The sequence below is a fragment of the Pseudomonas sp. TH34 genome (assembly GCF_016650865.1).
GTDB lineage: Bacteria > Pseudomonadota > Gammaproteobacteria > Pseudomonadales > Pseudomonadaceae > Aquipseudomonas > Aquipseudomonas yamanorum.
In genome coordinates this window covers 26,848-53,754 of the sequence record NZ_JAEKFB010000023.1, presented here as the reverse complement: position 1 = coordinate 53,754, position 26,907 = coordinate 26,848, and the positions used below count along the sequence as shown (strand labels likewise).

The 26,907-nt window shown below is 62.7% G+C and carries 26 protein-coding genes; 16 read left to right on the top strand and 10 right to left on the bottom strand.

The window, feature by feature from the left end; genetic code table 11:
• Positions 1–27 precede the first annotated feature (27 nt).
• A complete protein-coding gene (locus JFU58_RS18460) occupies positions 28–2,820 on the top strand; it encodes an ATP-binding protein (RefSeq protein WP_201141543.1) in 2,793 nt (930 codons plus the stop codon).
• Here the strand turns inward: JFU58_RS18460 and JFU58_RS18455 are convergent.
• Both JFU58_RS18455 and JFU58_RS18450 read right to left on the bottom strand, forming a co-directional pair.
• Positions 2,767–4,314 (bottom strand): ATP-binding protein, encoded by a 1,548-nt coding sequence (locus JFU58_RS18455; RefSeq protein ID WP_201141541.1) that lies wholly within the window; start codon positions 4,312–4,314, stop codon positions 2,767–2,769. The two genes, JFU58_RS18460 and JFU58_RS18455, sit on opposite strands and share 54 nt — an antisense overlap.
• An 88-nt stretch (positions 4,315–4,402) precedes the next feature.
• The gene (locus JFU58_RS18450) at positions 4,403–5,353 is read right to left on the bottom strand and encodes a GlxA family transcriptional regulator (protein WP_201141539.1); all 951 of its coding nucleotides are present in this window, start codon (positions 5,351–5,353) and stop codon (positions 4,403–4,405) included.
• Between the two features lie 181 nt (positions 5,354–5,534).
• On the opposite strand from JFU58_RS18450, the gene JFU58_RS18445 reads away from it, so the two are divergent.
• Positions 5,535–6,257: a pirin family protein gene (locus JFU58_RS18445; RefSeq protein WP_201141537.1), complete on the top strand. Its 723-nt coding sequence runs from the start codon at positions 5,535–5,537 to the stop codon at positions 6,255–6,257.
• A gap of 136 nt (positions 6,258–6,393) precedes the next feature.
• A complete protein-coding gene (locus JFU58_RS18440) occupies positions 6,394–6,741 on the top strand; it encodes a hypothetical protein (RefSeq protein WP_081253168.1) in 348 nt (115 codons plus the stop codon).
• Positions 6,742–6,842: 101 nt separating this feature from the next.
• Here the strand turns inward: JFU58_RS18440 and JFU58_RS18435 are convergent, their stop codons facing one another.
• Positions 6,843–7,841, bottom strand: coding sequence for a quinone oxidoreductase family protein (locus JFU58_RS18435; protein WP_177026523.1), 999 nt, complete (start codon positions 7,839–7,841; stop codon positions 6,843–6,845).
• A gap of 102 nt (positions 7,842–7,943) precedes the next feature.
• On the opposite strand from JFU58_RS18435, the gene JFU58_RS18430 reads away from it, so the two are divergent.
• Positions 7,944–8,807, top strand: coding sequence for a LysR family transcriptional regulator (locus JFU58_RS18430; RefSeq protein WP_201141535.1), 864 nt, complete (start codon positions 7,944–7,946; stop codon positions 8,805–8,807).
• 6 nt (positions 8,808–8,813) lie between these two features.
• Here JFU58_RS18430 and JFU58_RS18425 read toward each other — a convergent pair whose 3' ends face one another.
• Both JFU58_RS18425 and JFU58_RS18420 read right to left on the bottom strand, forming a co-directional pair.
• Positions 8,814–9,248: a (R)-mandelonitrile lyase gene (locus JFU58_RS18425; protein WP_081253257.1), complete on the bottom strand. Its 435-nt coding sequence runs from the start codon at positions 9,246–9,248 to the stop codon at positions 8,814–8,816.
• A 38-nt stretch (positions 9,249–9,286) separates the two neighbouring features.
• The gene (locus JFU58_RS18420; RefSeq protein WP_177072156.1) at positions 9,287–10,282 is read right to left on the bottom strand and encodes an aldo/keto reductase; all 996 of its coding nucleotides are present in this window, start codon (positions 10,280–10,282) and stop codon (positions 9,287–9,289) included.
• 99 nt (positions 10,283–10,381) lie between these two features.
• Here JFU58_RS18420 and JFU58_RS18415 point away from each other — a divergent pair, with 99 nt between their 5' ends.
• A complete protein-coding gene (locus JFU58_RS18415) occupies positions 10,382–11,275 on the top strand; it encodes a LysR family transcriptional regulator (RefSeq protein ID WP_063031056.1) in 894 nt (297 codons plus the stop codon).
• Here the strand turns inward: JFU58_RS18415 and JFU58_RS18410 are convergent.
• Positions 11,263–12,156, bottom strand: coding sequence for a LysR family transcriptional regulator (locus tag JFU58_RS18410; protein WP_201141533.1), 894 nt, complete (start codon positions 12,154–12,156; stop codon positions 11,263–11,265). The genes JFU58_RS18415 and JFU58_RS18410 overlap by 13 nt on opposite strands.
• A 117-nt stretch (positions 12,157–12,273) precedes the next feature.
• On the opposite strand from JFU58_RS18410, the gene JFU58_RS18405 reads away from it, so the two are divergent.
• Positions 12,274–12,714, top strand: coding sequence for a GFA family protein (locus JFU58_RS18405; RefSeq protein ID WP_093198055.1), 441 nt, complete (start codon positions 12,274–12,276; stop codon positions 12,712–12,714).
• Positions 12,715–12,721: 7 nt separating this feature from the next.
• On the opposite strand, the gene JFU58_RS18400 is transcribed toward JFU58_RS18405, so the two are convergent.
• Positions 12,722–13,282, bottom strand: a complete 561-nt coding sequence (locus JFU58_RS18400) for a histidine phosphatase family protein (RefSeq protein ID WP_093198058.1) — start codon at positions 13,280–13,282, stop codon at positions 12,722–12,724.
• A gap of 138 nt (positions 13,283–13,420) precedes the next feature.
• On the opposite strand from JFU58_RS18400, the gene JFU58_RS18395 reads away from it, so the two are divergent.
• Positions 13,421–14,374 (top strand): aliphatic sulfonate ABC transporter substrate-binding protein, encoded by a 954-nt coding sequence (locus JFU58_RS18395; RefSeq protein WP_201141531.1) that lies wholly within the window; start codon positions 13,421–13,423, stop codon positions 14,372–14,374.
• Positions 14,375–14,516: 142 nt separating this feature from the next.
• Here the strand turns inward: JFU58_RS18395 and JFU58_RS18390 are convergent, their stop codons facing one another.
• Positions 14,517–15,497: a sugar-binding transcriptional regulator gene (locus JFU58_RS18390; protein ID WP_017479041.1), complete on the bottom strand. Its 981-nt coding sequence runs from the start codon at positions 15,495–15,497 to the stop codon at positions 14,517–14,519.
• 63 nt (positions 15,498–15,560) lie between these two features.
• Positions 15,561–16,022, bottom strand: coding sequence for a ribose 5-phosphate isomerase B (gene rpiB / locus JFU58_RS18385; RefSeq protein WP_003215716.1), 462 nt, complete (start codon positions 16,020–16,022; stop codon positions 15,561–15,563).
• 284 nt (positions 16,023–16,306) lie between these two features.
• On the opposite strand from rpiB, the gene JFU58_RS18380 reads away from it, so the two are divergent.
• From JFU58_RS18380 to dhaL, 7 genes are all read left to right on the top strand, one after another.
• Entirely contained in the window at positions 16,307–17,794 is a 1,488-nt protein-coding gene (locus tag JFU58_RS18380; protein ID WP_093198065.1) for a sugar ABC transporter ATP-binding protein, read from the top strand.
• Positions 17,791–18,780, top strand: coding sequence for an ABC transporter permease (locus JFU58_RS18375; protein WP_003215711.1), 990 nt, complete (start codon positions 17,791–17,793; stop codon positions 18,778–18,780). The genes JFU58_RS18380 and JFU58_RS18375 overlap by 4 nt, the downstream gene beginning before the upstream one ends.
• A gap of 56 nt (positions 18,781–18,836) precedes the next feature.
• On the top strand, positions 18,837–19,844 hold the full coding sequence (locus JFU58_RS18370; protein WP_017479039.1) for a substrate-binding domain-containing protein: 1,008 nt from the start codon (positions 18,837–18,839) through the stop codon (positions 19,842–19,844).
• Positions 19,845–19,995: 151 nt separating this feature from the next.
• Positions 19,996–20,751, top strand: coding sequence for an SDR family oxidoreductase (locus JFU58_RS18365; RefSeq protein WP_201141528.1), 756 nt, complete (start codon positions 19,996–19,998; stop codon positions 20,749–20,751).
• Between the two features lie 28 nt (positions 20,752–20,779).
• On the top strand, positions 20,780–21,895 hold the full coding sequence (locus JFU58_RS18360; protein ID WP_063031068.1) for an MDR/zinc-dependent alcohol dehydrogenase-like family protein: 1,116 nt from the start codon (positions 20,780–20,782) through the stop codon (positions 21,893–21,895).
• Between the two features lie 179 nt (positions 21,896–22,074).
• A complete protein-coding gene (locus JFU58_RS18355; RefSeq protein WP_201141526.1) occupies positions 22,075–23,076 on the top strand; it encodes a dihydroxyacetone kinase subunit DhaK in 1,002 nt (333 codons plus the stop codon).
• Positions 23,077–23,079: 3 nt separating this feature from the next.
• Complete coding sequence (dhaL, locus tag JFU58_RS18350; RefSeq protein WP_201141524.1) at positions 23,080–23,724, top strand: dihydroxyacetone kinase subunit DhaL; 645 nt, start codon at positions 23,080–23,082, stop codon at positions 23,722–23,724.
• Between the two features lie 111 nt (positions 23,725–23,835).
• Here dhaL and JFU58_RS18345 read toward each other — a convergent pair whose 3' ends face one another.
• Positions 23,836–24,726 (bottom strand): LysR family transcriptional regulator, encoded by an 891-nt coding sequence (locus JFU58_RS18345; protein WP_201141522.1) that lies wholly within the window; start codon positions 24,724–24,726, stop codon positions 23,836–23,838.
• A 103-nt stretch (positions 24,727–24,829) separates the two neighbouring features.
• Here JFU58_RS18345 and JFU58_RS18340 point away from each other — a divergent pair, with 103 nt between their 5' ends.
• Together JFU58_RS18340 and JFU58_RS18335 are read left to right on the top strand one after the other, a co-directional pair.
• Complete coding sequence (locus JFU58_RS18340; protein ID WP_201141520.1) at positions 24,830–25,315, top strand: GlcG/HbpS family heme-binding protein; 486 nt, start codon at positions 24,830–24,832, stop codon at positions 25,313–25,315.
• Positions 25,312–26,841 (top strand): MFS transporter, encoded by a 1,530-nt coding sequence (locus JFU58_RS18335; protein WP_201141518.1) that lies wholly within the window; start codon positions 25,312–25,314, stop codon positions 26,839–26,841. The genes JFU58_RS18340 and JFU58_RS18335 overlap by 4 nt, the downstream gene beginning before the upstream one ends.
• The last annotated feature ends 66 nt before the right edge of the window (positions 26,842–26,907 follow it).

The window sequence follows — 26,907 nt, the reverse complement described above, 5'->3', positions numbered from 1 at the left end:
CCACAGACCTCGTTCCAGAGACCGCGCATGAGCAACCCCAGCGACCAGGCCATGCATTTCGGCCCCTACCGGATCCACCCGCGCCAGCGCGCGGTGCTGGAGGGTGGCCGACCGTTGCGCCTGGGCCGCCGGGCGGTGGATATCCTGCTGATTTTGCTCGAGCACGCCGGCCAGGTGGTGAGCAAGCAGGAGTTGATCGCCCGGGTCTGGCCCAGGACCGTGGTGGAGGATGGCAACCTGCGGGTGCACATGGCGGCCCTGCGCAAGGCCTTGGGCGATGGCCAGGCCGGACAGCGCTATATCGTCACCGTGGCCCAGCGTGGCTACAGTTTTGTTGCGCCCCTGAGCATCGAGCCCACGGCGTTGGAAGACGACAGCTTAGGGGCCCATCCAGGGCACAACCTGCCGCTGCGGCGCACCCGAATGCTGGGACGCCAGGCCCTGATCAAAAGCCTGGTGCAGCAGTTGCCTCAACACCGCTTCATCACCCTCACGGGGGCCGGCGGTATCGGCAAGACCACCGTCGCCTTGCGGGTGGCCGAACTGCTGATCGGCCGTTACCGCGACGGCATCCGCCTGCTGGACTTGGCCCCCCTGAACCAACCCTCGATGATCCTGCCCAACCTGGCGGCCCTGTTGGAACTCACGCTACCGAGCCACGAGCCCTTGTGCGGCCTCGCCAGCCTGTTGCGCGAGCGCCAGATGTTGTTGGTGATCGACAACTGCGAGCACCTGCTCGACGATATTGCGCTGATCAGCGAAACCCTGCTGCGCAATGCCCCCCAGCTGCACATCCTGACCACCAGCCGCGAAGCGCTGCGCGCCGAAGGCGAGTTCGTGCAACGCCTGGAGCCTCTGGCGTGCCCACCGGCCACGGGCGACCGCGCCGAAGCGATGGCGTACCCCGCGCTGCAATTGCTGGTGGAACGGGCGTTGTCGCGCTGGGACGGCTTTGAACTGAGTGACGCCGAGCTGCCCCTGGCCATCGACATCTGCCGACGCCTGGACGGCATTCCCCTGGCAATCGAGCTGGTGGCGGCGCAAATCAAACGCTTTGGCCTGCCGGGCTTGCTGGTGCAGATGGAGGATAACTTTCGCCTGTTGACCCGCGGCCGGCGCAGCGCCCTGCCCCGGCACCAGACCCTGCGCGCCACCCTGGAGTGGAGCTTCGATCTGCTGACCGCCAGCGAGCAGGTCTGCCTGCGTCGCCTAGCGGTGTTCCGGGGTGTTTTCACCCTGGAATCGGCGGCGGCAGTGATCGGCGGTGAACACATTGCGCCCACCGAGGTGCTGGGTTCGATCACGCAGTTGGTAGCCAAGTCCCTGCTCAACGTTGAGGTAGGCGATGAAGCGGTAACCTATCGACTGCTGGACATCACCCGCACCTATGCCCTGGAGAAACTCAGCGCCGCCTGCGAGCTGGAGGCCAGCCGTGAGCGCCACGCCGCCCGGTGCCTGACGCTGATGAATCAAGCGCAAGCCGACTGGGAACACGTGTCCACCCAACAGTGGCTTGACCGTTATGCCGCCTACCGCGAAGACGTGCGTGCCGCCCTCGACTGGGGGTTGAGCCAGGCAGGCTCGCCGCTGCTGGCCATCCGCTTGACGGTCAGCGCGATGCCGCTGTGGCAGGAGCTGTCGCTGCTCACCGAGCACGGTTTGTATGTGGGCAAGGCCCTGGCCCTGCTCCAGCAATCAACCTCGCCCTGCGCGCACTTGCACCTGCAACTGCAGTTGGCCCTGGGCAGTTTTTCCTATCACACCCAGGGCGCAACCCCACAGACCATCGAGGCCTTTGAGCGCGCCAGGCAACTGGCAGAAATCAGCCAGGATGTCGCCGGCCAGCTCAGGGCCGTGTCCGGCCACCTGGCGGTCAACCTGTGCAGCGGCAACTACCAGCAGGCCCTGCGTCAAAGCCTGCACTTCGATCACCTGGACCCCAACGCCCCACCGCTGCTGGGTTTGAGCGCACAGCGCCTGCGGGTACTGGCGCAACATTTTGCCGGCAACCAGGCCCTGGCACGGCACAACGCTGAACAGGTGATGCAGCGCATGGCGCAGAGCGGCCACCGCAATCGGTTTACCCATGGATTTGGCGTGCAATACGACCAGAGCGTGGCGTCGCTGACGGTGCTGGCGCGCATCCTCTGGCTCCAGGGTTTCCCGGAGCGCGCCTGGCGCACCGCCCGCCAGGCGCTGGAGCTGGCGCTGCAAATCAATCACGGCACCTCGATCTGCTACACCCTGGCCCTCGCGGGTGTCGTCATCGCTCACTACAACGGTGACGACCGAGCGGCGAGATCGATGCTGGAGCTGCTGTCACAGCAGGCGCAGAAGCACTCGGTGCTGCTGTTCGACACCTGGGCCAGGCATTACACCCTGGCGCTGGACGGCGTGGTACACGAAGAGAACGTCGAAGGCCTGGGCCTGATCAAGGACATCGTTGTGACCCTGCACACAAGGGGCGTGGATGAGGCCTGCTTCGAACGGGCCCGGCGCGGCGATGCGGGGTGGTGCACCGCAGAAATCCTGCGGGTGCGCGCCGAATCCCTGCTGCACCGGGCCGACCCGCCCCCGACGCAGGTGGCTGAAAGCCTGTTGCTGGAAGCGCTGGGGCTGGCTCATCAGCAGGGCGCCTTGGCCTGGGAACTGCGAAGCGCGCTGTCACTGGCCCGCCTATGGCAACGCGAGGGCCGGCACGCCGCCGCGCGCGACCTGTTGCAAACCGTCCACGGGCGCTTTACCGAAGGGTTTTCCACGCCGGACCTAGTGAGCGTGCGCCGCCTGCTCGACGAACTGCACCACAAAGTGCCGGCCTGAAAACGGCCCAAGATAATGCCCGTAGCCTTGCTGCAACAACCTCACCTGTGCCCCGTCACCCAGGCGGGCCAGCGCATAGGCACGTACGCTATGGAGCAGGCGATAACGCCGGGGGCCGGGACCGGGTTCGACGGTTAGCAGCGACGTGTCCACCAACCGTGCCAGCAGATAGGGCAAGTCGGCGTGTTCCAGTTCAGTACCGGCAATCAGCGCGCTCAGTCTCGGCAAAGTCACCGCCATCTTGAACAAGCCTAACTGGAGGAACAGCCAGCGCTCCGGCAGGCTCAAGCGATCGTAGGTCCAGTCCAGCGCCGCGTTCATGGATTGATGCCGCCCTACCGCGGTTCGCCGCCCGCGAGTCAGCACCAGCAAGCCGTTCGCCAACTGTAACTGCACGCCCTTGATGCCCAGGGCATCGACCTGGGCCGCTGCCAGCTCCAGGGCCAGTGGGATGCCGTCGAGGCGCCGGCAGATATCCCGCAGGGGGACCAGGTCTTGCCTGCGCAAGTCAAAGCCCTGCTGGCAGGCCTGGGCCCGGCTGACAAAAAGCTGCACCGCGGGATAAGCCAGCGCTTGCTCGACAGAAGCCAATGCCGACAGCGGCGGCACCGCCATCGCAGGCACGCGCTGAACCCATTCGCCGGGCATATGCAACGCTTCGCGGCTGCTCAACAACAGCGTCACCCGGGGCGCCATTTCCCGCAGGGCAGACACCAGGTTGCGACAGGCCGCCAGCGCCTGTTCGCACCCATCAAGCACCAACAGCAATTGCCGCGACGCCAGTTGCCGGCAAACGCCTTGCAACGTAGCACCCGCTTCAACCTCAATCCCGAGCGCCTTGCCCAACTGACGGAGCACGCCGGATAACTGGCTGATCCCGGCCAGCGGCACCAACCACACGCCGTCGCGATAGCGCGGCAGAACCTGTGCGGCCAGGTACAGCGCCAGGGTGGTTTTGCCGATGCCGGCGCCCCCGGTGAGCGTCATCAGCGTTTGCCCCGGCAATCGCCGGGCAAGGGCGCGCGCCAGCGGCTCCAGGCCGAGCACCGGCACCAGGCGTGCTGGCAGGTTATGTTCAGGTAAGGGCTGTGCAGCTTCTGCCTGCATGGGTGGCGTCGCGACAAAACAATAACCGCGCTGCGGCACGTTGATGATGTAGCACCGCCCGCCCTCGCCATCGGCCAAGGCACGGCGCAGGGCCGCGATGTGCACCCGCAGGTTGTTCTCCTCCACCACGCTGCTGGGCCACACCCGTGCGATCAGGACCGCCTTGCTGACAAACTGCCCCGCCTGCTCCACCAGCACCGCGAGAATGTCCAGCGCACGCCCGCCCAGCGGCAGCGGCCGGCCCTCTGCGCACACCAGGCGCTGCTGGGGGTAGAACGTGAAGGGTCCGAAGCGCACTGAGCATTCCGGTTCAATCGTATGAAGGCTGTTCATGCTCGTCAAAGCGCTGAAACACCCGTTCTTGGGCGCCTGCGCATCCTTTTCCATGGGACTGGCCGCTATCTTGCCAGCTACCGGTGACAGGACAATGCTGGCACGGGGATCCACACGGACATTCAGGTGCGCCGGACGGACATCAGCTGAATTGCTGGCGGTATTGGGTCGGGTTCAAGCCGAGTTTTTCACTGAACAGAGACCGCATATGCCGCACGCTGCCAAACCCCGCGTGAAACGCTACGGTCTTGAGCGGCAGGTCGGTGCTTTCCAGCAAGTGCCGGGCACGATCGATGCGCGCACCTTGCAGGAACGCCATCGGGGTCATCTGCACTTCCTTGGCGAACACCCGCGCAAAGTGCCGTGTGCTCATACCCGCCAATTGCGCCATGGACTCGATGGTAAAGGCCTGGTCCAGTCGCTCCAGCACCTGGGTCTGCACCCGGGTAATCGCGGTTTCCTGAGGGGCCACCGCTGCGGTCATCGGGCTGAACTGGGCCTGGCCACCCTGGCGTTTCATGACCACCAACAACACTTTGGCCACGTCGACAGCCACCTGCTTGCCGTGGTCCTGGGCCACGATGGACAGCGCTAGGTCGATGCCCGCCGTCACGCCACCCGAGGTGATTAGCCGGCCGTCCTGCAGGTAGATACGGTCGGTCTCAACGATGGCCTTGGGAAAGGCCTTGATCAGCCGTTCGGTGTAATGCCAGTGGGTGGTCACGTGCTGGCCGTCCAGCAAGCCCGCATACCCCAGCACAAAGGCGCCGGTGCAGATGGAGCCGAATCGTCGGGCGCGGGGCGCAGCGGCCTTGAGCCAGGGCAACAGGGCGGGATGGCATTCGTTGTAGGCGCCAGGGCCACCGGGGACCAACAGCAAGTCATACGCCTCAAGGGCCTCGTCCAGCTGCAAGTCGGGGTGTACCACCACGCCATTGGAGGCTCGCAGTGGCCCGGGCTCGGTACCGATGGTCAGGATCTGATAATGGGCTGGCGGTTCAAGGTAGCGATTGGCAATGGAGAACACCTCCAGCGGCCCGGCCATATCGAGCAGAAGGAAATCAGGAAACAGCGCCATGGCCACGGTTTTCATTGTCAGGAATTGCCCGTTCAGGAGGTGAATCCGAGCATTATGGCACGTCACTCACTGTCAACTCATACAGGACAGTCATTCCGATTTCAGCTTCTTAATCAACCTGCTGATAACCAGTAATCTTCTCCTTACACCGAAGCCCTGCATCTCGCAGCCAAGCTTCCCTTGAGGAGAACACCCCATGCTGACCCTTCGCAAAGCCTCGGAACGCGGCGCCGCCAATCACGGTTGGTTGAAGTCGTTCCACACCTTCTCGTTTGCGAACTACTGGAATCCCAAGGAACAGGGTTTTTCCGACCTGCTGGTGATCAACGATGACCGGGTTGCCGCCGGCAAGGGCTTCGGCCAACACCCGCACCGCGACATGGAGATTTTTTCCTATGTGCTCGAAGGCGCCCTGGAACACAAGGACACCCTGGGCACCGGTTCGGTGATTCGCCCCGGCGATGTGCAACTGATGAGCGCCGGCAGCGGCGTGGCCCACAGCGAGTTCAACCACAGCCATACCCAGGGCGTGCACTTCCTGCAAATCTGGATCGTGCCGGCGGTGGCGGGCGCCGAACCGCGCTATCAGCAGGAGCACTTCACCGAGGCGCAGAAACGCGGCCGGTTGCAGTTGATCATCTCGCCGGAAGGCACCGACGGCTCCCTCGGCGTGCGCCAGGATGCGCGGGTGTATGCCGGGCTGTTCAACGGCTTTGAAACCGCCAGCCTGCCACTGGCTCCGGAACGCTATTCCTACATCCATGTGGCGCGGGGCAGCGTTGAAGTCAACGGCCAACGCTTGCACGAAGGCGACGGTGCCCGAGTGCGCGACGAGCGGGAAATTCACCTGAGCCATGGCGAGAATGCCGAGGTGCTGGTGTTCGACCTGCGCCCTCAGGAACTGCCTGAAATGCCGTGATAGTCGGCGCGATGGTCCGCGAAAACGGGCCATCGCTGGCGTCGATAGTCACCATCAGCCCAATGAAGTTCTCTAAAAAAATCCACCGCGTAACATCGCATCCATACCAACCAATGACATCCCGGAGCACACTCTCATGAAACGCCAACTCTTGCTTAGCCTCGCTTTCTCGGTACTTGCTGTAAGCGCCTTTACCCAACCTGCCCTCGCTGAAGGCGGCGCAGATCGCCTGATGGACAGCCGCGTGGCTGAGGGTGGTTCTGACCGTTTGCTGGAACGTCGCGTTGCTGAAGGGGGTTCTGATCGCCTGCTGGAACGTCGCGTTGCTGAAGGGGGCTCTGATCGCCTGCTGGAACGTCGCGTCGCTGAAGGTGGTGCTGATCGTCTTCAAGAAAACCGCGTCGCTGAAGGTGGTGCAGACCGTCTTCAAGAAAACCGCGTAGCCGAAGGTGGTGCAGACCGCCTGATGGAAAACCGCGCGTAACCCCTGTCGTTCGCGGTTCACCCCCAGCCGGCCTGATCAGCCGGCTTTTTTTCGCCTGCTATTAACTGATCCTCACAAGCGCCACACAAGCTCTCTCGCCATTACTGGAGTTCACGGTCCAGCCACACCACCGCCTTGCCAATCTGCTGCCGTGCCTCAATCCGCGCGTGCACCTGCTGCACGTTTTCCAGCGCGTAATGCCCTTCGATATCCACTGTCAGCGAACCTTCGAGCATCGCCGCGAACACCGCATTGGCACGCCGTTGCACGGTCGGGCCGTCGGCCATGTGGTCGTTGAGTCGTGGGCGCGTCAGGAACAGTGAACCGGCTTCCCCCAACTCCATCGGGTCCAGATCAGTGATCGAACCGGAAACGTTGCCGTAATTCACGATCAAACCGCGCGTGCGGCATGCCCTGAAACTCTCGCGCAAGGTGGCCTTGCCCACCGAATCGAACACCACATCCACACCCTGCCCCTGCGTGGCCTCCAACACCCGCTCGGCAAACCCATCGTATAGCCAGGCGTGATCGGCACCGCGTTCAAGGGCAATCGCACACTTTTCGACGCTGCTGCCGGTGGTGAACACCGTGGCACCGAGTCGATGGGCCATTTGCACCAGCAACTGGCCGATACTGCCGGAAGCCGCGTGGATCAAGCAGCAGTTGCCCGCCTGCAACCGCGCGACCTCTTCAATCAGGTAGTGGGCGGTGCAGCCCTGGAACATCGCTGCAGCCGCCTGATCGAAGCCGATCGCATTGGGAATCTGCGCCACTCGCTCGGCAGGTACGCTGGCGTATTCAGCGAACGCGCCCCAGGCAATGCACCAGGCCACCCGATCACCCGGCGCCAGGTGGCTCACACCCTCGCCCACCGCAACCACCACACCGGCCCCTTCCATACCCAGGATGCACGGCAGCCGTACCGGATAGGTGACCGAAGTGGCGTACTTGCCCTGGCGAGTGTGCACATCCATGAAATTGATCCCGGCGCAGGCCACCTTGATCAATACGTGGCCGGGTGTCACTGGGGGTTTGGGCACATCAAGGCGCAGCTGAACGACCTCCGGGCCGCCATAGGTTTCAAGGGTGAGGGCTTTCATCGCGGGACAACTCCGTTTGCGGTGGGAATGCGCCATGGTAAAAGGCGCGACTCTGTACGAGAATTCCCCAACAACTCCCACCCTCCGTGCGGAAATAACCCGATGTTCGACTGGCAGGATCTGTATTTCTTCACCGTACTGGCGCGCACCCAGTCGCTGTCGGCTGCCGCCCGCGAGCTGCAGGTGGAACACGCCACCGTTGGCCGGCGCGTCGATGCCCTGGAAAAAGCCCTCGGCGTAAAGTTGGTGGATCGCCTGCCCCGCAGCCGACCGTTGACCGAGGAAGGCCTGGCATTGGCGAAGATGGCAGCAGGCATGGGCGAGATGGCCACCGAAGTGATGCGCCTGTCCCGCGTGGCCTCCATCGAGGTGGCCGGCACCGTGCGGGTCAGTTGCCCGCCGTCGATTGCCATCCACTGCATCGCGCCCCATGTCGCACGATTCAGGACGCAGTATCCCAAGCTGAATATCGTGTTGATGTCCTCGACAACACTCGCCGCCCTCGACAAAGGCGAAGCCGACATTGCCCTGCGCACGGTGCGTCCCGATGAGGAAGCGCTGGTACGCAGAAAGGTCGGCGCCGTGCGCTTCGGCCTCTATGCCACGCCCGAGCTCAAACAACTGCCTGCTGAACAGTGGGCATTCATTGCCTATGACGCCACCCGCGACCACCTGCCCCAACAGGCGTGGATGCATCAGGTGCGCGGCAACCGCACGATTGCCTTCGCCGCCAGCGACCTGATCACCCAGCAAATGGCCGCCCGCGCCCAGGTGGGTGCAGTGGTGTTGCCCACGCTGGTGGGGGATCACGACGGGGCATTTGTGCGGTTGGCAACAAACACCGAAGGCCCGGTTCGCGATATCTGGCTGACGGTTTACCCGGATATGCGCCGCTCGCCTTCGGTGAAAGTGGTGATGGAGTTTTTGGTGAGTTGTATTGAAGGCGAGCCGCAGTTGCGGCGCTGAAGCGGATTACTGCGCCGCGTACTGTTCGTCGCTGACCTGCTCCATCCAGTCCACCACCTTGCCATCGAGCATTTCGTTAATCGCAATATGGGTCATGGCGGTGTTGGCCGTGGCGCCATGCCAATGCTTGACCCCGGGCGCAATCCAGACCGTGTCGCCGGGGCGGATTGCCCGTACCGGTTGGCCCCATTCCTGAACCTGGCCCAGGCCTGCGGTCACGATCAACGTCTGGCCCAGCGGATGGGTGTGCCACGCGGTACGCGCGCCCGGTTCAAAGGTGACGAAGGCCCCGGTGACGCGTGCCGCGTCGGTGCCCTTGAAGGGTGAATCGACGCGTACCGTGCCGGTGAAATAATCCGCCGGGCCTTTTGCAGAGGGCTGGGAACCGTTGGGCGTGATGGTCAGCATGGGCGTCTCCTGTGCGGGTGAATCGAGTGCCATTAATGACAATGAAAGCGCGGTGGCGGCGAGGCTGGTGTTCATAGGCCGGTCATCCTTTCCAGGGCTTCGGGGTAGCGATCGCCATGCACGGCGATGTTGGCAGCGGCGACGTCCAGTTCACTGAGCTCCGTCGCGCTGAGCTGTACTTCGACCGCCCCCAGGTTTTCCGTCAGGCGCGAGGTTTTGGTGGTGCCTGGAATCGGTACGATCCAGGGCTTCTGGGCCAGCAACCAGGCCAGTGCAATCTGCGAGGGTGTGGCGTTTTTTCGCTGGGCAACCTGGCGCAGCAACTCCACCAGGGCCTGGTTGGCCTGCAAAGCGTCAGGCGTGAACCTGGGCAAACTGCTGCGAAAATCCGAGCTGTCAAAGGTGCTCTGACTGTCGAACTTGCCGGTCAGGAAGCCTTTGCCCAACGGGCTATAGGGCACCAGGCCAATGCCCAGCTCCTCCAGCAGCGGCAGCACCTCGGCCTCCGGCTTGCGCCACCACAGGGAGTACTCACTTTGCAGAGCGGTCACCGGCTGAACGGCATGGGCGCGGCGGATGGTCGAGGCGCCGGCTTCCGACAAGCCGAAGTGCTTGACCTTGCCCTCCTGAATCAAATCCTTCACGGCACCGGCCACCTCTTCGATCGGCACATTCGGATCAACCCGGTGCTGATAAAACAGGTCGATAACATCGGTCTTCAGGCGTTTCAGAGAGGCTTCAGCTACCTGGCGGATATGTTCGGGGCGGCTGTCGAGACCGGACCATTTGCCATTGCCGGACGGGTCCGGGGCAAATCCGAACTTGGTGGCGATCACCACCTGCTCACGCAGCGGTGACAGGGCTTCGCCCAGCAGTTCTTCATTGATGAACGGGCCATAGACTTCGGCGGTATCGAAGAAGGTCACGCCTTGTTCAACCGCATTGCGCAGCAAGGCAATCATCTGCTGTTTGTCGGCCGCAGGGCCGTAGCCAAAGCTCATGCCCATGCAACCGAGCCCCAGGGCCGAGACTTCAAGTTGGCTGTTACCGAGTGTGCGTCTGCGCATGGTCATTCTCCGGGTAAGGGGACTGAATCCAATCTAACAGTTACGAATTGTGATAATTAGCCGCTAGAATCTGAAAATACTTATGAGGATGACTCACCAATGCTCAGGGAAAACGCCAATGACCTGCTCGCCTTTCTGGCGGTAGCCCGTGAGCGCAGCTTTACCAAGGCGGCGGCCAAACTCGGGGTTTCCCAATCGGCGCTGAGCCATACCATCCGCGCCCTGGAGGCGCGCCTGGGGCTGCGCCTGCTGACCCGCACCACCCGCAGCGTGTCACCCACCGAAGCGGGGCAGCACTTGATCGATACGGTCGGGCCGCACTTCGATGAAATCCAGGTGGGGCTTGAAGGCCTGAGTAATTTGCGCGACCGGCCGTCCGGCACCATTCGCATCAACGCCATGGACCACGCGCTGGAATTCATCCTGTGGCCGGTGTTGAAACCGTTCCTGGCGCAGTACCCGGACATCGCCGTGGAGGTATGTTGCGACTATGGCTTTGTCGACATCGCCGCCCATGGTTTCGACGCCGGTGTACGGCTTGGGGAAGACGTGGCCCAGGGCATGATTGCCACGCGCATCAGCCCCGACATGCGCATGCTGGTGGTGGGCTCACCGGCCTACTTCGCCCAGCGCCCGATCCCCCGCACGCCCCGGGACTTGACCGATCACGCCTGCAACAACTTGCGCCTACCCACCAATGGCGGTCTGTATGTGTGGGAATTCAAGAAAGGCGACGAAAGCCTGAATGTGCGGGTGTCTGGCCAGGTGACCTTCAATGGCGTGTACCCATTGCTCAAGGCAGCGGTCGACGGCTTGGGCTTGAGTTACGTGCCTGCCGACTTGGTGGCGCCTTATCTGGCGGACGGGCGACTGGTGCAGGTACTGGATGACTGGTGTGCGCCGTTTGCCGGCTTTCACCTGTACTACCCCAGCCGCCGCCAGACCTCGCCCGCGTTTGCGCTGTTGGTGGACGCACTGCGTTATCGCGGCTGAAGGAAATCCGTCAGGGCCGAGCCCAACCCATCGAACACCACGGCGATGCGCGGGACCTTGCGCATGTCCTGGTGCATGGCGATCCACACGTCAACCTTGAAATCCACCTGCGCGGGCAACACCCGCACCAGCCCGTGACGTTGTGCCACCTGGGCTGAACACACGCCGACCCCCAGCCCCGCACGCAACGCGGCCAACTGCGCGAGGTGATCGTCGGTGCGAATCACCGTACTGGGCGCCGAACAGTCGAAACCGCGCTCACCCAGAAATTCGATCTCCAGCAAGTTGCGGTCCGGCCCGATCAGCGGGTAGCAGTGCAATTGCGCAACGGTGTCCGGCGTGCCCTGCTCTGCCAGCAATTCTGGCGCGGCGTACAACCCGACTTGCAGGTCGCCGACCTTGCGCGCGACCACGGTGGATTCGACCGGGCGACGGATGCGTACGGCGACGTCGGCCTCTTGCCGGGCAAGCGCCTGCAGTCGATTGGATACGCTCAGCTCGATGGCCAATTGCGGATGATCACGGCGCAGGCTGCGCAACATTGGCGGCAGCACTTCAACGCCCAGCAGCTTGCCGCTGGTGAGCCGCACCGTGCCGCCGGCGAGCGCCGTGTCGGCCGAGGCTGCGCGGTTAAAGGCGTTGGCCGCAACGGCCATCGCTTCAACATGGCTGATCAGGTCCTTGGCCGTGTCGGTGGGCAATAGCCCGGCGGGTGAGCGGATAAACAGGCTGACCCCGACGCTCTGCTCCAGCGCCTCGATCCGTCGCCGCGCGGTGGCCTGGGCGATCCCCAGCAAACGGGCTGCGCCCGACAGGCTGCCGGTGCGCAGCACGGCGAGGAAGGCGCGCTGGGTTTCCCATTGGAGTTGCGGGGCGTTCATACATTTCCTGTGAGCCGCTGGGCAGTTTTGGTGGATGTTCTTTGTTCGGGGGCTGCGGCATGCTGGCGAGCATAACCGATGGGGCTTTCGCCCTCACTTTGCACAGGATCGTTTTTGATGACACTCACCGGCCAATGTCGCTGCGCCCGCGTGACCTACACCCTCGATACCGACGCGCCGCTGGCGGTGTATGCCTGCCATTGCCGCCACTGCCAGACCTGGAGCGGCAGCGCGTTTGCCCTGCATGCGCTGTTGCCGGCGGATGCGCTGCGGGTTGAAGGTTCGCTGACGGAATATGCCTATGACGTCGATGGGCAGCGTTCGGAGCATCGGTTGTGCGGGGTGTGCCATACGCGGATCTGCAACACCACGACGGCCGCGCCGGGGTTGGTTGTGCTGCGGGTCGGGACACTGGATGAGAGCCCGTCCGTGCAGCCGGTGGCGCACATTTGGCTGCGGCACAAGCAACCGTGGATAACGCTGGCGGAGGGCGTTCCGACCTGGCCGGAAAGCCCTACGCCCCAGGCGTTTGCGCAGGCGTTGAGCGTTCCCCTGTAGACATGACTCACACAAACCCTGTGGCGATGTCGAGACTCAGCACTTCGCCATTGCGCAACTGCCATTCGAAGAAGTCTGAGAAATCATCGCGAACCAATGCGCGAATCGCCTTGGCGACAACCCCATGGGCAACCAGCACCACCACCTGTTGCCCATGGTTCACCAGCAACTGATTCAATCCGCCCCGGATACGCTCGACGAACTGCGAGATTGACTCACCGTCCGTGGGCGCCCGCTCCCATTGCCGGGTAATATTCTGCGCCCAAAGGTCGGGATAACGCTGCGCGGCTTCCACCTGGGTCAGTCCCTCAAACACCCCCACGCCGCGCTCACGAAACGCATCCCGCGTATGCAGTTGCAGCCCATCATCCGTAAACACAATGGCCGCCGTTTGCTGGGCCCTACGCAGCGGCGAGACGATGACAGCGTCGATCTGCGCCGGCAATTTTTCCCGCAACTCCCGCGCCTGCAGCACGCCCCGTTCGTTGAGATCAATGTCCAGCGAGCCCTGGTAACGCCCCTCGGCATTGGCTTGAGTTTCGCCGTGACGAACAACATACAACTGCATACCGCCCTCCTTCATCCTGACGCTGAAAGGCCGCGAACGGCGCATCCGATAAAGCCCTAAGCTAAGACCGAAAAATTATTTATCGAATAATTTTTAGAACAATAAGCTGACCTTAATCCATTAAGAGTCGAGCACGCCATGCCCCTGTTTTCGCTCCATCGCCTTTTCATCACTGGCCTGGCCACGCTGGGCCTCTGCACCACCCTGAGTGCACACGCCCAGGAAACCGTGCGCATCGGTTACCAGAAATCCTCGACCCTGATCACCTTGCTGAAAACCCAGGGCACCCTGGAAAAAGCCCTCAAGACCGACGGCATCGACGTGACCTGGCACGAGTTCCCCAGCGGCCTGCCGCTGCTGGAAGCGCTCAACGTCGGTAACGTGGATATCAGCGCTGACGTGGCCGACACCGTGCCGATCTTTGCCCAGGCCGCCCAGGCCAAGCTCACCTACTTCGCCCAGGAAGCGCCCTCGCCCCAAGCCCAGGCGATCGTGGTGCGCAAGGACTCGCCGATCCAGCAACTGGCGGACTTGAAAGGCAAGAAAATCGCCGTGACCAAGGCCGCCGGCACTCACTATTTATTGATCGCTGCCTTGAACAAGGCGGGGCTGGCCTTCTCCGATATCGAGCCGGCGTACCTGACGCCCGCCGATGGTCGCGCTGCGTTTGAAAACAACAAGGTTGATGCCTGGGTCACGTGGGAACCGTTCCTCACCAGCGTGCAGCGCCAACTGCCCACCCGCACCCTTGCGGACGGTACCGGGCTGGCCAGTTACAAGCGCTATTACCTGACCGGCACGCCCTATGCCAAGGCGCATCCCGAAGTGCTGAAGCTGGTTTACGAGCAGTTGCACCAGGCTGGCGAGTGGGTGAAGAGTCACCCGCGGGATGCCGCGAAAGTGCTGGGGCCTTTGTGGGGCAACCTGGATGTGGAGACTGTCGAGGCGGCCAATGCTCATCGTAGTTATGAGGTGCAGCCGGTGACGCTGGATCAGTTGGGTGAACAGCAGAAGATTGCGGATGCGTTCTTCAAGGCGGGGTTGTTACCCAAGGCGGTGGATGCGCAGGATGTGCAGGTGTGGAAACCCTGAGGCAGTCAACTGTGGGAGCCGGGCTTGCCCGCGATTGAGACAACTCGGTACTCCAGTCATACCGCAGTGATGCCATCGCAGCCTCGCCAAGGCTCGACAGCTCCCACAGTTGATGTTCAGGGCCTGGACTATCGGGGGGGTGTCAGCTTTTACGCGTCGCATCATCCAGCGCAAGGATGGTATGAGCATTGGTCACCGTGGTCGCCAGGGTATTGATCACCCCCGACCGCAACGCCCCCAGCGTCGCCGCCGCCTTGGTATTTTCACTCGCAATCGCCACCACGTCCGGAATGCGGAACAGCTCCTGCACCGTCAACCCGATCACCCGCCCTTGAATCGCATTGACCGCCGGCTGGCCATGAATGTCGATGAAGTCATAGCCCATCATGTCGCCCACCGTACCGGACAACCGCGCCTGGGCGATTTCCTGGGGTGAGAACCAACCCATGCGCACCATGTTGCTGTTTTCACTCATGTCGCCGATGCCGATCAACGCCATGTCGGCACGGCGGGCGCGGTCAAGGGTGGAACGTACGGTGTCGTTACTGATCAGCACGCCGCGCAGTTCCGGGTTGGCCACCAGGGCCGGGGCGTACAGGCTTTCACTCTCGCCGCCAAAGCGCAAGGCCAGGCGCCGGCAGATGTGGTCAGGGTTCATGTATTCGCCCGCCTTGAGCGAACCGCCAATGGCGCACACAAACGTGCAGTTGCGGGTCACCGGCAGGAACACATTATCAGCCACCGCACCGACGTTACGGCCCATGCCGACCGCGACGATCATGCCGTCGCTCAGGGTTTTGTTCAGGTAGTTGGCCACCAGGCTGGCAACCGCCGAACGCTGGGTGTCGGGGTCGCTGTGGTCGACCGCGATCAAGGCGCGGTCCAGCTGGAAGCGATCCACCAGCGCCTGTTCCAATTCGTTGTTCATCGCCGGATGCTGCAACACCCGCACCTCGACGATGCCTTCATCCCGTGCGCGTTTGAGCAGGCGGCTGACTTTTGCCCGGGACAGGTCGAAGCGCTTGGCGATGGCTTCCTGAGTGACGTTCTCAAGGTAATAGAGCATCGCCACTTCGGTCATCAGGTCGATGTCGCTGGCGATGCGCTGGGTACTGTCACTCATGGGCACGGGCTTCCGTTTCGGTGTCAAAGGCGCATTCTCCCGACTCTTGCCCCGTTCCGTCCACTACTGATGCCCGTCACGCTCGATCGCGTTGATGCGGTCGACCTTGGCCCCGGAACGCGCAGCTTCGAACTCCGACTCCAGGAACGACTTGACGATGCTCTTGGCCAGTTCCGCGCCGATCACCCGTGCACCGATGGACAGGATCTGCGCATCGTTGCTCTTGCGCGCCCGTTCCGCCGAATAGGTGTCGTGGGCCTGGGCTGCACGAATCCCCAGGACTTTGTTGGCCGAGATGGCCATGCCGATGCCGGTGCCGCACACCAGCACCCCCAGCCGCTGTTCACCGGCATTGATCGCCGTGGCCACCGCCAGGGCGATGTCCGGGTACAGCACCGGCGCCGTGGAGTGGGTGCCGAAGTCGGTCACCGGATAACCCAACGCCTCGATATGGCGCTTCAACAGTTCTTTAAGCTCATAACCCGCTTCATCGCATCCGATAGCCACCGGGAAAGGTGTGTTCATGGCGTTTGGCTCCGCTGCCGTTTTGGGTACTTTCGAATGATCATATGATCACTCATTGAAATTTCGCTCAGCCATTTCTCGGATATTCGAAGCGCCCTGTCAAGCAAGATTTAGCTGACCTTGCGGTCAAAGCCCTCTAAACCGGTACGCTTTGCGCAAATCCGCCCATTTACAACTTTTCAGTGAAAGAGATTGACTGATCAGAATTTCATTTGATACACATATGATCACAGCGAAACATGACTGTGCGACCTAATAAGAATTCACAGCACGAGGACACGCCGATGGCCACGCCATTACTGCTCCAGGCTGAACACGTCGCCAAGGCTTACGCCGGGATCCCTGCCCTGCGTGAGGGGCGCCTCTCTCTGCGGGCCGGCAGCGTCCACGCCCTTTGCGGCGGCAATGGCGCAGGCAAGTCGACTTTCCTGAGCATCCTGATGGGCATCACTCAACGTGACACCGGGACCATCCTGCTCAATGGCTCACCCGTTCAGTTCAACCGCCCCAGCGAAGCATTGGCGGCGGGGATCGCGATGATCACCCAGGAACTGGAACCCATCCCCTACATGACCGTCGCCGAAAACATCTGGCTGGGCCGCGAACCGCGCCGCGCCGGCTGCATCGTCGACAGCAAGGAGCTCAACCGGCGCACTCGCGAGCTGCTGGAAGGCCTGGAGTTCGACGTCGACGCCACCAGCCCCATGCACCGTCTGAGCGTGGCGCAGATCCAGTTGGTGGAGATCGCCAAGGCATTCAGCCACGACTGCCAGGTGATGATCATGGACGAGCCCACCTCGGCCATCGGCGAGCGTGAGGCCGAAACGCTGTTCAAGGCGATCCGCCGCCTCACCGCCCGTGGTGCCGGCATCATCTATGTGTCGCACCGCCTCAGTGAACTGGCGCAGATTGCCGACGACTACAGCATCTTTCGTGACGGCGCTTTCGTTGAGACCGGGCGCATGGCGGATATCGACCGCGCCCACCTGGTGCGCGGCATCGTCGGCCAGGAACTCACCCGCATCGACCACAAGGTCGGCCGCGAATGCGCCGCCGAATGCTGCCTGGACGTCGATAGCCTGAGCCGCGCCGGCGAGTTCCAGGACATCAGCCTGCAACTGCGCCAAGGTGAAATTCTGGGTATCTACGGGCTGATGGGCTCAGGCCGCAGCGAATTCCTCAACTGCATCTACGGCCTCACCACCCCGGACTCCGGCAGCGTGACCCTGCAAGGCAAACCGATGCCCATCGGCCTGCCCAAGGCAACGATCCAGGCCGGCATGTCACTGGTCACCGAAGACCGCAAAGACAGCGGCCTGGTGCTCAGCGGCAGCATCCTCTCGAACATTGCGTTGTCGGCCTACAAGCAGCTGTCGAGCTGGTCGCTGATCAACGCGCGCAAGGAAAACCAGCTGGCCCAGGACATGGTCAAGCGCCTGCAGATCAAGACCGCCTCCCTGGACCTGCCGGTGGAATCCATGAGCGGCGGCAACCAGCAAAAAGTGGTGCTCGCCAAATGCCTGTCGACCCAGCCGATCTGCCTGCTGTGCGACGAGCCGACCCGGGGCATCGACGAAGGCGCCAAGCAGGAGATCTATCACCTGCTGGACCAGTTCGTGCGCGCCGGTGGTGCAGCAATTGTGGTGTCGTCCGAAGCCCCTGAATTGCTGCACCTGAGTGACCGTATTGCCGTGTTCAAAGGCGGAAGGCTGGTGACCATCAGCAGCGATACCGCCCTTTCCCAGGAAGCCTTGCTGAGTCTTGCCTCATGAATGCCAAATCACTTTCTACACCTGCAGCCGCCCCCGTCACCACCGCACCCCGCAGCCGCCTGCGCTTGTCCCTCGACCGCTTCGGCCTGCCGCTGGTGTTTATCCTGCTGTGCCTGGTGATGGCCTTCGCCAGCGAATACTTCATGACCTGGCGCAACTGGATGGACATCCTGCGCCAGACCTCGATCAACGGGATTCTCGCCGTGGGCATGACCTACGTGATCCTGACCAAGGGCATCGACCTGTCAGTGGGCTCGATCCTGGCGTTTGCCGGGTTGTGCAGTGCCATGGTGGCGACCCAAGGGTATGGCGTGCTGGCGGCGGTCAGCGCCGGGATGTTCGCCGGGGCGATGCTCGGGGTGGTGAACGGCTTTATGGTCGCCAACCTGTCGATCCCACCCTTTGTCGCGACCTTGGGCATGTTGAGCATTGCCCGGGGCATGACCTTCATCCTCAACGACGGCAGCCCGATCACCGACCTGCCCGACGCGTACCTGGCGCTGGGCATCGGCAAGATCGGCCCGATTGGCGTGCCCATCGTGATCTTCGCCGTGGTCGCGCTGATCTTCTGGATGGTGCTGCGCTACACCACCTACGGCCGCTATGTGTACGCGGTGGGCGGCAACGAGAAGAGCGCGCGCACCTCCGGGATCGGCGTGCGCAAGGTGATGTTTTCGGTGTACGTGGTCTCGGGGTTGCTCGCCGGGTTGGCCGGTGTGGTGCTGTCGGCGCGCACCACCTCCGCCCTGCCCCAGGCGGGCACTTCTTATGAGTTGGACGCGATTGCCGCGGTGGTGATCGGCGGCACCAGCCTGTCGGGCGGTACCGGCACGATTGTCGGCACGCTGTTTGGTGCACTGCTGATCGGTGTGATCAACAACGGCCTGAATCTGCTCGGCGTGTCCTCCTATTACCAGCAGGTCGCCAAGGGCCTGATCATCGTGTTCGCAGTATTGATTGATGTGTGGCGCAAGAAAAAACGCTAGTCGCTTTTCCTCGAAACCGAACTGAACGACCTACAACAATAAGCGGAGTTCTCATCATGAAAGTTGGTATTTCCCTGGCCGCCGTCGCGGCACTCTCCCTGCTCGCCAGCAGCATTGCCCTGGCTGCCGATGGCAAGACCTACAAGATCGGCGCCGCAGTGTACGGCCTCAAGGGCCAGTTCATGCAGAACTGGGTGCGCGAGTTGAAGGAACACCCGGCCGTCAAGGACGGCACCGTGCAACTGACCGTGTTCGACGGCAACTACGACGCCCTGACCCAGAACAACCAGATTGAAAACATGGTGACCCAACACTACGACGCGATCCTGTTTGTACCGATCGACACCAAGGCCGGCGTCGGCACCGTGAAGGCCGCCATGAGCAATGACGTGGTGGTGATCGCCTCCAACACCAAGGTGGCCGACGCCAACGTACCTTATGTCGGCAACGACGACGTGGAAGGCGGCCGGCTCCAGGCCCAGGCCATGGTCGACAAGCTCAAGGGCAAGGGCAACGTCGTGATCATCCAGGGCCCGATTGGCCAGTCGGCACAGATCGACCGGGAAAAGGGTGAGATGGAAGTGCTGGGCAAGCACCCGGACATCAAGATCATCGAGAAGAAAACCGCCAACTGGGACCGCGCCCAGGCCCTGGCCCTGACTGAAGACTGGCTGAACGCCCACCCCAAAGGCATCAACGGGGTGATCGCGCAAAACGATGACATGGCCCTCGGTGCGGTGCAGGCATTGAAGTCCCATGGGCTGTCGTCCAAGGATGTGCCGGTGACGTCTATCGACGGCATGCCGGATGCGATCCAGGCGGCGAAGAAAGATGAAGTGACCACCTTCCTGCAAGACGCCCAGGCGCAATCCCAAGGCGCGCTGGATGTGGCGCTGCGGGCGCTGGCCGGCAAGGACTACAAGCCGCAGTCGGTGATCTGGGAACGCTATGGCAAGGATGTGAAATGGGGTGACGGCACCGCCAAGAACTACATCCTGCCGTGGGTGCCGGTGACCAATGCGAATGCGGATGCGCTGTACCAGCAGGTGAGCGGTACGAAGTAAGTTTTGACTTGAAACCCGGTCAAGTGTGGGAGCGGGCTTGCTCGCGAAAGCGGTGGATCATTCAACAGATGTGCCACCTGATACACCGCTTTCGCGAGCAAGCCCGCTCCCACATTGGATCTCCACCGATCTGAAAAATGGAGTCATGTTCATGTCTGGATTCTGGAATCAAGCCTTCGACCTCACCGGCCGCTGCGCCGTGATCACCGGCGGGGCCGCCGGGATCGGTCTGGCTTGTGCCAGCCTGCTGGTGGAACGCGGCGCGCGGGTGGCCCTGCTCGACCGTGACCCGGCCGTGGTCGAAGTCGCCGCCAGCCTCGGCACCGGGAACATCGGCATCGCCGTGGACCTGCGCCAACTCGACCAGGTGCACAGCACCGTCGACTACGTATTCGATCACTTCAAACGCCTGGATTACCTGGTCAACAGCGCCGGGGTCGCCCTGCTGGACAAGGCCCTGGACGTCAGCGAAAACGCCTGGGACACCACCCTCGACATCAACCTCAAGGCCAGCTTTTTCGTCGCCCAGGCCTGCGCCAAACACATGCTTGCCCAGGGCAGCGGGCGCATCGTCAACCTCGCTTCCCAAGCGGCGTTAATAGGCCTGGACCGTCACGTCGCCTATTGCGCCAGCAAGGCCGCCGTGGTCGGCATGACCAAGGTATTGGCCATGGAATGGGCGCCCCACATCAACGTCAACGCCATTTCCCCGACCATCGTCGAAACCGCCCTGGGCAAAAAGGCCTGGGCCGGCGAGCTGGGGGAACGGGCCAAATTGCAGATCCCGGCGGGCCGCTTTGCCCAGCCGGAAGAAATCGCCGGGCTGGCGTTGTACCTGCTCAGCGACGCCGCGCAGATGATCACCGGCGAGAACGTGGTGATCGACGGCGGCTACAGCATCCAGTAATTGATCTTTTGTCGTGAGGTTTATCGTCATGTCTACCGTTACCGAACGCACGCCCGAGCAACTGTCACCCGTCATTCCGAAAACCATGCAGGCCGTGGTCTGCCATGGCCCCGAAGACTATCGCCTGGAGACCGTCGATGTACCGACGCCCGGGCCCGACGAGATCCTGACCAAGGTCGAGCTGTGCGGCATCTGCATGGGCGACATCAAGACTTATCGCGGTGCTCCATCGTTCTGGGGCGATGCTGAGCAGCCGCGCTACGTGAAGCCGCCGATGATTCCCGGCCACGAATTCGTGTGCCGCGTGGTCGCCCTCGGCCCAGGCGCAGAAAAGCGTGGAGTGAAGGTCGGCGACCGGGTGATTTCCGAGCAGATCGTGCCGTGCTGGGGCTGCCGCTTCTGCAACCACGGCCAGTACTGGATGTGCCAGAAACACGACTTGTACGGTTTCCAGAACAACGTCCAGGGCGCCATGGCCCAGTACATGATCTTCACCAAGGAAGGCATCATCCACAAAGTGCCGGACTCGATTGCCCCGGACGAAGCCATCCTGATTGAACCCCTGGCCTGCTCCCTGCACGCAGCGGAGCGGGCCAATGTGGATTTCGACGACATCGTGGTGGTAGCCGGCGCCGGTACGTTGGGCCTGGGAATCATCGGCGCGGTGCGCATGCGCAACCCGAAAAAACTCATCGTGCTCGACATGAAACCCGAGCGCGCCGCCCTCGCCCTGCGCATGGGTGCGGACGAAGTGTGGAACCCGGCTGAAGTCGACGTCATGGCGAAGATTCGCGAGATCACCGACGGCTACGGTTGCGACATTTACATTGAGGCCACCGGGCACCATAAGGCGGTGAACCAGGGCCTGGCGATGCTGCGCAAACTGGGACGTTTTGTGGAGTTCAGCGTGTTCAACGACGAGGCCACGGTGGACTGGTCGATCATCGGCGACCGCAAGGAACTGGACGTGCTGGGCTCCCACCTGGGTCCGTACATGTACCCGCGCGCCATCGACTTTATCGGCAACCGCAAGATCGACATGCGCGACGTGGTCACCCACAAATTTGCCTTGGCAGACTTCAAGGAAGCATTTGCGGTGATGGAGCGCGGGGACAAGTCGCTTAAAGTCGTATTGGAACCCTGATTGGCTTAATAACCCAGAACCCTGTGGGAGCCGGGCTTTGGCTTTTTGTGGGAGCTGGCTTGCCTGCGATGCGGACGCCTCGGTCTATCAGTGACACCGAGCCGATGCAATCGCAGGCAAGCCAGCTCCCACACAAGCCCGGCTCCCACACCAAGAATAAGAACACAGGAAACCGCGTTATGAATCGAGTGATAAACGATCCGGACCAAGTGGTCGAGGACATGCTGCGGGGCATTTTGGTCGCGCACCCAGAGCTGCGCCAATACGAAACCAATCCCCGGGTGATCGGCAAGGCCAAGGCGTCGCCACAGGGCCGCGTGGGCATCGTGACCGGCGGCGGTTCCGGCCATGAACCGGCCTTCCTCGGCTATGTCGGCCCCGGCCTGGTGGACGCCGTGGCCGTCGGCGAAATCTTCTCCTCGCCCACCGCCAAAAGCTTCTTCGATGCTTTCCGCGCCGCCGACCAGGGTGCCGGCGTGGCGTGCCTGTACGGCAACTACGCCGGCGACAACATGAACGTGAAGCTGGCAATGAAAATGGCCGCCAGCAAGGACATGCAGATCCGCACCGTGGTCGCCAACGACGACGTGGCCTCGGCGCCCAAGGCCGATATCGCCAAGCGTCGCGGGGTGGCAGGCGAAATCTTCATGTGGAAGGTCGGCGGTGCGGCCGCTGCCCAGGATTACGATCTGGACGGGGTGATTCGCGTCGCCCAGAAGGCCGTCGACAACTGCCGCTCCATCGGCATCGGCCTCACGCCCTGCACCATCGCGGCGGTGGGCAAGCCGAACTTCCAGATTCCCGACGGGCAGATGGAATTGGGCATTGGCCACCACGGCGAGCCGGGCATCGAAGTGATCGCCATCGAATCCGCCGAAGCCATGGCCGCGCGCATGCTTGCGCCGATCCTCGCCGACCGTGACTTCAGCCAGGATGACAGCGTGGTGGTGCTGGTCTCGGGCCTGGGGGCGACGCCGGTGATGGAGCTGTACATTTTCTACGCCGAGGTTGAACGTCAACTGCAGGCCAGGGGCTTGAAGATTCACCGCTGCTACGTGGGCAACTACTTCACCTCCCTGGAAATGATGGGGGTGACTTTGACCTTGCTGGGCCTGGACGCCGAGCTGAAAACCCTGATCGACCAACCCTGCCGTTCCATCGGCATGACCCAGGCGGACTAAACCATGAGCCAGCATTTCTCCACCCACGACGGCAGCGCCATCGTCGCCGACCTGGTGAGCGTGATCGTTGCCAACCGCGAATACCTGAGCGAAGTCGACGGCGCCATTGGCGATGGCGACCACGGCATCAACATGGCCAAGGGGTTTGCCCATTGCGGGCGCACCATTGAAGGCCGTCAGTTGACCCTGGCCGAAGCGCTGGACGAGTTGACGCTGAGCCTGATGGAAGGCATCGGCGGCTCCATGGGGCCGCTGTATGGCAGCCTGTTTATCGGCATGGCGGATGAGGTGCGCGGCAGCGAAGAGATTGACGCGGCGACCTTTGCCCATTTGCTGCGGGGCGGGTTGACCTCGTTGCAGGACATCACCGACGCCGGCGTGGGTGACAAGTGCTTGATGGACACCTTGATTCCGGCGGTGGAAGCGTTTGAACAGGCCAATGGGTCGGGGGCGTCATTCAGTGAGGCGCTGGACGCGATGAAAAGTGCGGCGTCACAGGGGCGGGATTCCACCAAGGATCTGGTGGCAAAGATAGGTCGCGCCAGCCGTCTGGGCGAACGCTCGCTGGGTGTGCTGGATGCTGGAGCGGTGTCATGCTGCTTGATACTGACGCGATTGGCGGATTCGGTTCAGCCGCGGTTGGTGTAGCGCCTGGTCAGGCCTCATCGCAGGCAAGCCAGCTCCCACAGTTGACCGAGTTGCCCGGGCGTACACGGTCAGCTGTGGGAGCTGGCTTGCCTGCGATGGCCGCTACCCGGCTTAACTTTTATCACCAAAACCAGCCGCACTCAGTTTGACTTGCTCGATGTACCGCGCCACCGCCGGCGCCTTTTCAAAGCGCCGGTGGATCAGCGACAACCACGACGACGCCTCACTGCCGTCAATCGTGCGGTACACCACGTTCGGCAAGCTCACATGCCCCAACACCGACTCTGGCACCACCGCCACGCCCTGCCCCAGTGACACCAGGGCAATCACCGCCACCAACCCGCCCGGTTGCGGCCCCAGGCGCGGCGCATAACCACCCTGCGCGGCCACCTGCAGCGTGCCGCTGATTTGCTCAGGCAAGATAAAGGTCTCGTTTTGCAGATGCTCGCAACTGATCGCCTTTAATCCCAGCAGCCAGGAATCCTGGGGCAACGCCAGCACAAACCCTTCGCTGTTCAAACGCACCGCCTCGACGCCCTCAGGTAATGTCATCGGCGAGCGGATATAGCCAATATCGAAGCGCCCCTCTGCGACCAGCCCCGGCAACGTCGCCATCGGGCTTTCGCGCACGCTCAGGCTCACATCGGGGAAGTCCCCACAGAACGACTGCACCTGACGCTGCAACAGGCCTGAATAGACCGCCGACGCAACGTACCCCAATTCAATGTGACCAATCTCCCCGCGCCCGGCGCGCTGGGCATTGCGCTGGGCGAATTCGAACTGACGCACCGTGGCCTCAGCCTCGATCAACAGCGCCGCTCCCGCTTCGGTGAGGCTGACTTCGCGCTGCTGGCGGATAAACAAGCGCGTACCGAGGGTGTTCTCCATGTCCTGGATCTGCCGGCTCAGGGTCGGCGGGGCGATGCCTAGCTGCTCGGCGGCCCGAGTGAAATTGCGTTGCCGGGCAACCGCCAGAAAGTAGCGGAAATGACGTATTTCCATCGCAGGATTAGCTCAAAGGTAATGAAGATCACTGTCACGCCTAATAAAGCCAAGACTCGGCGGGACTAAGCTGTGCGCACGCTCACAGTAGAGAGGCACCCCCATGTTAGTCAAATCCCTGGTACTGGCACTCGCAACGCTGGCCACCCTGCCCTCGGCAATGGCCGCCGAACCACCCGCCACCATTGCCCACAAGGCAATACTGACCCTGGCCACCGCCCAGCAGATCGCCACGCAGGCCGGTAAAGTCGCCGCTGATAAAGGCTGGCCCTGCGCGCTGGCGATTGTTGACGATGGCGGCTGGCCGATCCTCACCACCCGCATGGACGGCGCTCCCGTGGTTGCCGGGATTGAGTTGGCCCAAGGCAAGGCCCGTACCTCGGCGCTGTTCAAACGGCCGTCGGCCGATCTGGAAAACGCCATCAACGGCGGGCGCCAGGCAGCCGTCACCGCCGGCCTGCTGATGATGAAAGGCGCTCAGCCCATCATCCTCGAAGGCCAGGTAGTGGGCGCCATCGGCATCAGCGCAGACACCCCGGCCCACGATGATGAAATCGCCCTGGCGGCGGTGGCTTCGGTGCATCCATGAGCAAGGTCAGCCCACGTGTCACGCTGCTGACTGCCTCCGGGGTGTGTTCACTGATCGTGCTCGACACCAATATCGTCGCCGTCACCCTGCCGAGCATCGCCCGGGACCTGGGGGCGAATTTTGCCGACATCGAATGGGTGGTCAGCGCCTACATGCTGGCCTTCGCCGCCCTGCTATTGCCGGCCGGGAGCATCGCCGACCGCTTTGGGCGCAAGAAGACCCTGATCTGGGGCCTGAGTATTTTCATCCTCGCGTCCATTGGCTGCGGCGCGGCGCCGAATGCGTTGTTCCTGGATATCGCCCGCGCCGTCAAAGGTGTCGGTGCGGCGCTGCTGCTGACCTCGGCCCTGGCGTCCATCGGCCATACGTTTCACGACGAAGTGGAGCGCGCCAAGGCCTGGGCCTTCTGGGGCGCGTGCATGGGCGTGGCGATGACCGCCGCGCCGACCCTCGGCGGTTTGATCACCCAGTACCTGGGCTGGCGTTGGATTTTCTATCTCAATTTGCCGGTTGGCCTGGTGTTGATGGGCTTGGTGTTGCGCGCGATTCCGGAGTCTCGGGACGCCCAGTCCGCCAGGCTCGATCCCTGGGGTAGCCTGGCGTTCAGCGCCAGCCTGCTGTGTTTGATCTGGGGCCTGATCGAAGCCAACCGCATCGGCTGGGACAACCCGCTGACCTACGCGCGGCTGCTGGGCGGTGCGGCGTTGCTGGGTGTGTTTGTACTCGCCGAACGCTTGCAACAGCGACCCATGGTGGACCTGCAGTTGTTCAAGCACCCGCGCTTTATCGGTGCGCTGCTGGGGATGTTCGCCTACGCCGGCTGCGCCCAAGTGATGATGACGTTGCTGCCGTTCTACCTGCAAAACGGCCTGGGGTTCTCCGCGATTGCCTCGGGGCTGGGCATGTTGCCGTTTGCCTTGACCATGTTGATCTGCCCGCGAATTGGCGCCCGCCTGGCCAGCCGTTTTGCCCCGGCAACGATGATGGCGACGGGGCTGGCGTTGGTGGGGTGCGGCAACCTGCTGAGTGCCTGGGCGGTGAATGTCGGCGGTTATCTGCCGTTCGCCCTGGCCATAGCGGTCACGGGGGCCGGCGCCGGGTTGCTCAATGGTGACACCCAGAAAAACATCATGGCCTGCGTGCCACGGGATCGCGCGGGAATGGCGTCGGGTATGAGCACTACCATGCGCTTCAGCGCGATCATGTTGGCGATTGGGGTGTATGGGGCGTTGTTGAGCAGCCATAGCGAACAGTTGCTGCACACGAGCATCGGCTCCCAGTGGCAGGAACAAGTGGCAGGGATTGCTTCACGGGTAGTGGCAGGCGATATGCCGGCGGCCATGGCGTTGCTGCCTGAAACGGCACGAGGGATGGTGCAGCCACTGGCGCGGCAGGCGTTTGTCGGCGGGTTCAGCGTGGTGTTGTGGGTGGCGGGGTTGTTGGGTTTGCTGGGGGCGCTGGTGGTGGGGTTGTTGATGCAGCACCCCATACCGGCGGTGCCTCAGGCCTCGTTACTAGCTCGGTAATGTGACCAACACAAAACCAATGTGGGAGCGGGCTTGCTCGCGAAGGCGGTGTGTCAGTCAATACAT